Below are 6,384 nucleotides of genomic sequence, written 5' to 3' on the forward strand. Positions count from 1 at the left end.
CTGTGCGTTTGTCAGCTTTGGCGCGGGCCAGCCGCTCCCCAATGATGCGGTCAAGCTCGGCCTGGGTGAACAGCTTTTCGCCCCCGCTTGCCTCCGGGGTCTGAGTGGCCTGCTGTTCGGTGTTGGTGATGTTTTCTGTCATAGCAAATACCTCCGTTTACGCCTGAGTTAGGCTAAAATAAAAAAGGCATGGAACACCAGCGGTCAGCTGATTCCCATGCCTTGCGTTTGCAATGCTCTGCCTATTGGCGGTACTCCATGCCTTGTAAGTAAATTATACCATGCAGCGGTTGATGTGTCAACCAAAGTGCCGGGATTGATAAAAAGTTGATAGAAAATTGACAGTTTTTGCGGGGGGTAGGTCAGGCATTTTCCCCGGAACCCTGGGCTTTCCCGGTCTTGCCAGTGGTCAAATAGACGTGGTAAAAGGGGGCGCTGCGGTCGCTTTTGCGGGCCATAACGCCGGGCAAGTGTCCGCGTATCAGGTGGATGATTCCCGCCGCTTGCCGGGCCTCTTGGGCGGTGTAGGTGAGGGCTATTTTCATGTAGCCTTTCTCCTTTCTGTAACCCGATCGGCTACGCACTGGGTAACCGCTGTGGGGTTATGGATGACATCATGCAGGGTTGCAGCCACTTTCATACCGTACAGGATTGCGGCCCTTTGTACGCTGTTGGAGTAGCCGAAAATGGCAGACTTGAGCGCCTCGACGCGCTCACCCCCCAGCTCATCTTCCAACGGGTCCAGCACATGGTAAAGAACGTCGGTACACTGTTTGATATAGGGGTCATGGACTTCGATACTCTCCCATTCCTCGCCGGTTTCAATCGTGTTTATAATGTCATCGGCCAGGTCGATTTGATGTTTTGCAAGTGTCATATCGCCTCGCCTCCTTCCACGTATTCCATGATATGTTTCGGTGAATCGCATGGCGGAATTCCGTTTTGAGCAGAGCGTTGTACACGTACACTGTCCGGGTGTCGCCGGTGGTACTCGAAACAAAATATCCCTCGTTCTGCACAAAACCTGAGGCTTTCCTCGTAAGTCATATCGCTGGCCTTTTGGGGCGGGCGATTGGTTTTCTTGACCTCTTGCAACAATTCATCCAAAATGGCAACGATTACAGCAAAATCTTTCATCTTGCAAACCTCCTAGATTTTTGATATACTAGGGGTGGAATATGGCTCCCCAGCCGTTCCACCCCGCCGCTTACCATGCGCCAACATGGGCAAGCGGTTTTTTCATTCTCCCTGCAAAATCTTCCGCATTTTTTCAAGGTTGTTCCGGGCCGCTGTTTTCCGCATGGAGGTTTCGCCGCAGAACAACGGTGTACACACCTCCAGCACCCGGTCATAAATGCGGGCCTGGTGCTGGTTTTCGGGGTGGTGCAGCTGTTCGATGGAAAGGTTCGTGGTGATAATCATGGGCTTTTTGCTCTCATACCGGGTGTTGATGACCTGGAAGGTGGTCTCGTTGGCCGTGGCCGTGTCCCGTTCAGTGCTCAGGTCGTCCAGCACCAGCAGGCCCCAGCCGGGCATAGCGTCCAGGAACTTCCGGCGTTCATCCATATTGGACCCGTTGACACGAGGCAAGGACGTAATTTTGGCGACAACGCCATTGTCAATGGCAAAGTTCGCCACACAGGCGGCAGCAAAGGTTTTTCCACTGCCCACGCCGCCCCACAATAGCAGCCCCCTGTTGCCGACCCTGCCCCGACAGAGGGCCTGGGCGTAGTTCCGGCACTTCTTGATCACATCTGTCTCAACGGCGCCCTGAAAGCTACAATCCAACAGCAGTTTGTTGGTGATCAGCTCTTTACGCCGCCTTTGCAGCCGCTGAGCGCCAGCCTGCTGCTCTATCGCCTGTTTCTCGGCCCGTTTCTGCTCGGCCTGGCATTGGCACAGTTGACCGATGAGCCTCTCTTCGCCGCCTACCAGTACCCGGTGCTGTTTGCGCGTGTGGCACTTGCCGCAATACAGCAGACCATCCGGCCCCACATAATCCTCATCCTGGGGCTGGTAAAGTCCCTCTGCCTGCTCTGCCGCGTGTTGCAGCAGTTTTTCGTAACCTGTCATAGGCTCCACTCCTTGTTGGCGTTTTTGTAGTCAGGCGCCACGCTACTTGCCGGCGCGATGCCCTCCGGTTTCCGGCTTTTCAGCCGGTCGAACACAATGCCCCGGTAGCCGCTGGCCATGCTCTGCTGAATCACCCCAACCACCGCGCTGTCGCCGTGCTGGCTGGCCGCGTTGCGGATCTGGGTCATCAGGCTTTGCAGGCCCGTGGGCTTGTACCCCTCCCGGCGTTCCCGCTTGTAGGCAAGCCACTGGTCAAAGGCCGCTTGCAGTTCGGCCCCAAAGCCGGTTTCGGCTTGTCCAACCAAATGCGGGGTTTCCCCCTGGGGGGATTTAGGGGGGATATTGTCTTTTTCTAGGTCTTTATCTAAGGTCTTTATATGGGTACCATTTTCGGTACCACATTTGGTACTTCTTTTGGTACCGTTTTTGGTACTGGATTGGGTACCACTTTCGGTAGGGTTTTTGCGCCCAATAGCTTGAAGGGTAAACTGCGTAGGTTTCCCTTTCACCCCCTTTTCAAAAGTGATAAATCCCGCCTCGGCCAGCTTGTCCCTTGCACGGTATACGGTACGCTTGTCCATACTATCTGTCATCTGCATCAGCCGCAGGGTATCTACTCGCACTTGCTCCGGCCATCCGGCGCGGTTGAAGACGTTCAACAATTTGAAGTACAGCAACTGCGCATTCCCCGGCAGAGTGTTGCTTTCGAGCCAGTGGTTGAAATCGTTTAGATAGTCTATGTAGGTCACCGCATCCCCTCCTTCCCCTCTACCGCCCGGGCAGACAGGCCGGCCAAGGTTTCCAGCTCCCGCAGCAGCAGGCCGTTTTCCGTTCCGGCGCTCAGGCGGCCGGACGCCGTAAATTTGTTCATAGGCGCTCCTTAATGGGGCGTATCTGTCCCCACTGCGGCTGAGGGGGGGCCTCCTGCTGCCCGCCGCTTTCCAGCAGGGCCAGCAGGTTGGGCCAGTAGATCAGGGCGGTGCGGCCCATCATCACGTGCTTTAGCCCGCCGGTTTTGCACAGGCACCGCAGCTGCCGGGCCGAAAGCCCGATCCCCTCGGCCTTGCACCGCTGGGCGGTTTTGGGGATGGTGGCCACCTGGGTAAATTGCGTCGGTTCCATCTGCTCACGCTCCTTTCTCAAGTATTTCGCTCACGGGGATGCCCAGGCCCTTTGCCAGCTTTTCGGCACTGGCTTTCGAGCAGCTTTTCCCGCTCCTGACCCCGGTGATCGTTACTCGGGACAGCCCGGAACGCTCTACCAGCGCTAGAACGGTGAGGTCCTGTCTTGCCATTTCGGCTATCAGCTTTACTCGGTCGACTCTCATGGGTTCACCTCTACAATCATTTGATTTACTATCAGTATAACTCAAATGACTGTGTATGTCAAGTGATTTTTCTAAAACTTTTGCTTGTACTCATTCAACAGTTGTGGTAAACTAAGTAGGGGTGATGATCATTGACTACGGGACAACGTATAAAAGCTGCTAGAGAAAAAGTTGGCGTGTCGCAGGCTCAACTGGCTGAAAGGCTTGGTGTACCTTATCAAAGCATTAGCCAGTGGGAAAGAGATAAGCGTAACCCCAAATATGCTACTTTGGAAAAGATAGCACAAGCACTAGAGACCACCGTTGATGAGCTGATGGGTATTGGTAATTTATCTGAGAAGAGGATTAAAAAGCGTCGGCAAGAAACTTTAAAAGCTGATGGGTACGAACAAGAAAAAATTAAGAAATTTATAAAAACCTCAGAAGAGATATTTACAAAAGCTGAGTTGCCAGACTTAGATAATTTTGACTTGATGTATAGTGCAACTAAATTTCTAGCACAGATGGGTTGTTACGCCGTATTCATCCCCGATGATAAAGATAATATCCTCTTGCATAATGTACGAAATGACACATTTTATATTTTGCGTGGTCCCCAGTATCTGAGATTCCTTAATAACCTTACGTTGATAGCAAAAATAACACTTTCGCAAATGTTTGAAGGTGCAGTGGAAACCCTAAATTATGAAGATGCTGAAAAGCGGGGATATATTGATATTTTACCCATACGACCGCCAAGACCTCCACAACAGCCCCCACAAGCTGCTACACCCCCAGAAGGTGAAACTACCCCAGAAGACAAGTAGAAGGGCCTTAGTGGGCCGCTGAGAGCGAAATAGAGGGGCAGGTGTTTAAGACCTGCCCCATGCACGGGGAGAAGGTGTGACGAATCGGTACGGCCAAGCAAACGCCTAAGAGCCAGCCCAATGATATTGGGTGGGTTTCCTGCGTTGCATACAGGGTATGAGAAGGGGGTAATTTCAAATGACACCCTTACAGCGAAAGGAGGCTTGCCATGCAGGCCGAACGCATAAAAGCCCTTTGTCAGGCGAATAAAATACTATGGACGCGCCACTGCCTGGCCCGGATGTTCCAGCGGGACATCAGCCGTGAGGATGTGAAGGCCGTGCTGCTGGCGGGGGAAATCATCGAAGACTACCCAAGCGACCACCCTTACCCCAGCTGCTTACTTCTGGGGGCGGGGCCACTGCACATAGTCTGCGGCATGGCAGAGGACAGGTTATTTGTCATCACCGCATACCGGCCAGACCCCAATGAATGGGAGCCGGACTATAAAACCAGAAAAGAGGGAAGACCATGACCTGCTTTTACTGCAAATCCGAATGGAAGGAACAGCTTACCAATTTTATGACCGAAGTGGACCACTGCTTTATTATTGTGAAGAACGTGCCTTCGCTGGTGTGCCCCCAGTGCGGGGAGGTCAGTTACACAGATGAAGTGGCCGGGCGGCTGGAAGACATTGTAAAAGCCGCCCGGCAGGCGGTGTCTGAGGTGGCGATTGTCACTTACAGCGCGGCATAGGGGGAGGCTATGGCGACCATCACCAAACGCGGGGAAACCTACCGCATTCGCTGTTCTCTGGGCTATGACAGCAAGGGCAGGCAGGTGATCCGCTCTACCACATGGAAACCCAGGCCAGGCATGACGGAAAAACAGGTGGAAAAAGAGCTGAACCGCTTTGTTGTACTCTTTGAGGAACAATGCAAAAGCGGCGGGGGCGACCCGCATATCACCTTTGAGAAGTTCGCGGAACGCTGGTTTACGGAATACGCCGACACCCACCTAAAGGCTAAGACCGTCCACGAATACCGCTGGATGACACGGCGCACCTATCAGGCTATCGGGCACATCCGCATTGATAAGCTAAAGCCCCAGCACTTCCGGGATTTTTTCGCTCAGCTTGTCCAGCCGGGGCAGAATGAGTACACCGGCAAGCCCCTCTCGCCCAAGACCGTTTGGAACTATTACGGTTTCTGTTCGTCCATCATGGGCTATGCGGTGAAGAATGAGCTGATAGACCACAACCCCTGTTCTGTTGCCGCGCCAAAAAGGCCAGCCTCAAAAATTGTCTGCCTGGATGACGAGCAGGCCCGCCGCTTGTTGGAGGCATTGGAAAAGGAGTCTCTGGAAGACCGGGTGTTGTTCACATTGGCCTTGCTGACAGGCTACCGGCGGGGGGAATTGCTGGGGCTGGAATGGCCGGACATTGATTTTGACAGTGGGGTCATCACCGTGCGGCGAACTTCACAGTATACCAATGACCGGGGGATGTATACCGATACCCCCAAAACTGCCAGTTCGGCCCGGTCGACGAAAATTCCTGCATCCTTGGTAGAGCTGCTGAGGGTGTATAAGGTGGAGCAGGCCCGCACCCGGTTAGAGCGCGGGGACTTGTGGGCCGTGGAGTGGGACAGCGCCCCCCGGCTGTTCACGAACCAGAACGGCACGCCCATGCAGCCCAGCACCCCGGAAAAGCGGCTGGGGCGTATCTTGGAACGGGCAGGCTTGCCTCATGTGTCCCCTGCATTCCCTGAGGCAGACAAACGCTACCTTGCTGATTACCGGCGGCGTAGACGTGCGCACGGTTGCGGCCAGGCTGGGCCATAGCCAAACCAGCACCACCATGAATATCTATGCTGAGACCATCCGCAGTGCAGAGGCCGCAGCGGCGCAGGTGCTGGACGATGTTTTGATGCAGAAAAAAGCGTAGAGCAAGGGCCCCCGTCAGAAGGAGGCCCCTTGAATTTGGTCTTTGTTGGTCTTTATTTGGTCTTTACTCTTGCGGTTTTTGGGATAATGGCAAGGGACACGGCGTAACTATAACCCGCAAAAAATTCGCATAACTCTAGATAGTGTCTACACAAGGTAGAGGAATTGTGATAGAATGGAAGCATCAAAAAAGACAGGAGAGGAAAAGATGGATGCTTCCTATCACAGACACGACATAAGCGATCAAGTGTGGT

13 protein-coding genes are annotated in these 6,384 nt (G+C 53.7%); 5 read left to right on the plus strand and 8 right to left on the minus strand.

The window, feature by feature from the left end; genetic code table 11:
* Window positions 1-362: 362 nt before the first annotated feature.
* The 8 genes from U8U01_RS16580 to U8U01_RS16615 form a co-directional block, all read right to left on the minus strand.
* Entirely contained in the window at window positions 363-545 is a 183-nt protein-coding gene (locus U8U01_RS16580; protein WP_322176662.1) for a hypothetical protein, read from the minus strand.
* On the minus strand, window positions 542-877 hold the full coding sequence (locus U8U01_RS16585) for a hypothetical protein (RefSeq protein WP_322176664.1): 336 nt from the start codon (window positions 875-877) through the stop codon (window positions 542-544). Before U8U01_RS16585 ends, U8U01_RS16580 begins: the two co-directional genes overlap by 4 nt.
* Window positions 874-1,137, minus strand: coding sequence for a hypothetical protein (locus U8U01_RS16590; protein ID WP_322176666.1), 264 nt, complete (start codon window positions 1,135-1,137; stop codon window positions 874-876). The genes U8U01_RS16585 and U8U01_RS16590 overlap by 4 nt, the downstream gene beginning before the upstream one ends.
* A 102-nt stretch (window positions 1,138-1,239) precedes the next feature.
* Window positions 1,240-2,073 carry an ATP-binding protein gene (locus U8U01_RS16595; protein ID WP_322176668.1) on the minus strand — a complete coding sequence of 278 codons (834 nt, stop codon included), beginning with the start codon at window positions 2,071-2,073 and terminating at the stop codon, window positions 1,240-1,242.
* Complete coding sequence (locus U8U01_RS16600) at window positions 2,070-2,822, minus strand: phage replication initiator YdaU family protein (RefSeq protein ID WP_322176670.1); 753 nt, start codon at window positions 2,820-2,822, stop codon at window positions 2,070-2,072. Before U8U01_RS16600 ends, U8U01_RS16595 begins: the two co-directional genes overlap by 4 nt.
* Window positions 2,819-2,944, minus strand: a complete 126-nt coding sequence (locus tag U8U01_RS16605) for a hypothetical protein (protein ID WP_322176672.1) — start codon at window positions 2,942-2,944, stop codon at window positions 2,819-2,821. The genes U8U01_RS16600 and U8U01_RS16605 overlap by 4 nt, the downstream gene beginning before the upstream one ends.
* Window positions 2,941-3,195 (minus strand): hypothetical protein, encoded by a 255-nt coding sequence (locus U8U01_RS16610; RefSeq protein ID WP_322176674.1) that lies wholly within the window; start codon window positions 3,193-3,195, stop codon window positions 2,941-2,943. The genes U8U01_RS16605 and U8U01_RS16610 overlap by 4 nt, the downstream gene beginning before the upstream one ends.
* Before the next feature lie 4 nt (window positions 3,196-3,199).
* Entirely contained in the window at window positions 3,200-3,400 is a 201-nt protein-coding gene (locus U8U01_RS16615) for a helix-turn-helix domain-containing protein (RefSeq protein WP_322176676.1), read from the minus strand.
* Between the two features lie 131 nt (window positions 3,401-3,531).
* Here U8U01_RS16615 and U8U01_RS16620 point away from each other — a divergent pair, with 131 nt between their 5' ends.
* The 5 genes from U8U01_RS16620 (at window position 3,532) to U8U01_RS16640 (ending at window position 6,131) form a co-directional block, all read left to right on the plus strand.
* Window positions 3,532-4,206 carry a helix-turn-helix domain-containing protein gene (locus tag U8U01_RS16620; RefSeq protein WP_322176677.1) on the plus strand — a complete coding sequence of 225 codons (675 nt, stop codon included), beginning with the start codon at window positions 3,532-3,534 and terminating at the stop codon, window positions 4,204-4,206.
* Window positions 4,207-4,415: 209 nt separating this feature from the next.
* Window positions 4,416-4,721, plus strand: a complete 306-nt coding sequence (locus tag U8U01_RS16625) for a DUF4258 domain-containing protein (protein WP_322176679.1) — start codon at window positions 4,416-4,418, stop codon at window positions 4,719-4,721.
* On the plus strand, window positions 4,718-4,942 hold the full coding sequence (locus tag U8U01_RS16630) for a type II toxin-antitoxin system MqsA family antitoxin (RefSeq protein ID WP_322176681.1): 225 nt from the start codon (window positions 4,718-4,720) through the stop codon (window positions 4,940-4,942). The genes U8U01_RS16625 and U8U01_RS16630 overlap by 4 nt, the downstream gene beginning before the upstream one ends.
* A gap of 9 nt (window positions 4,943-4,951) precedes the next feature.
* Window positions 4,952-6,028 (plus strand): site-specific integrase, encoded by a 1,077-nt coding sequence (locus tag U8U01_RS16635; protein WP_322176683.1) that lies wholly within the window; start codon window positions 4,952-4,954, stop codon window positions 6,026-6,028.
* Window positions 5,973-6,131, plus strand: coding sequence for a hypothetical protein (locus tag U8U01_RS16640; RefSeq protein WP_322176685.1), 159 nt, complete (start codon window positions 5,973-5,975; stop codon window positions 6,129-6,131). Before U8U01_RS16635 ends, U8U01_RS16640 begins: the two co-directional genes overlap by 56 nt.
* The last annotated feature ends 253 nt before the right edge of the window (window positions 6,132-6,384 follow it).

This window comes from Acutalibacter caecimuris (assembly GCF_034335085.1).
In the GTDB taxonomy this organism is placed as follows: domain Bacteria; phylum Bacillota; class Clostridia; order Oscillospirales; family Acutalibacteraceae; genus Acutalibacter; species Acutalibacter caecimuris.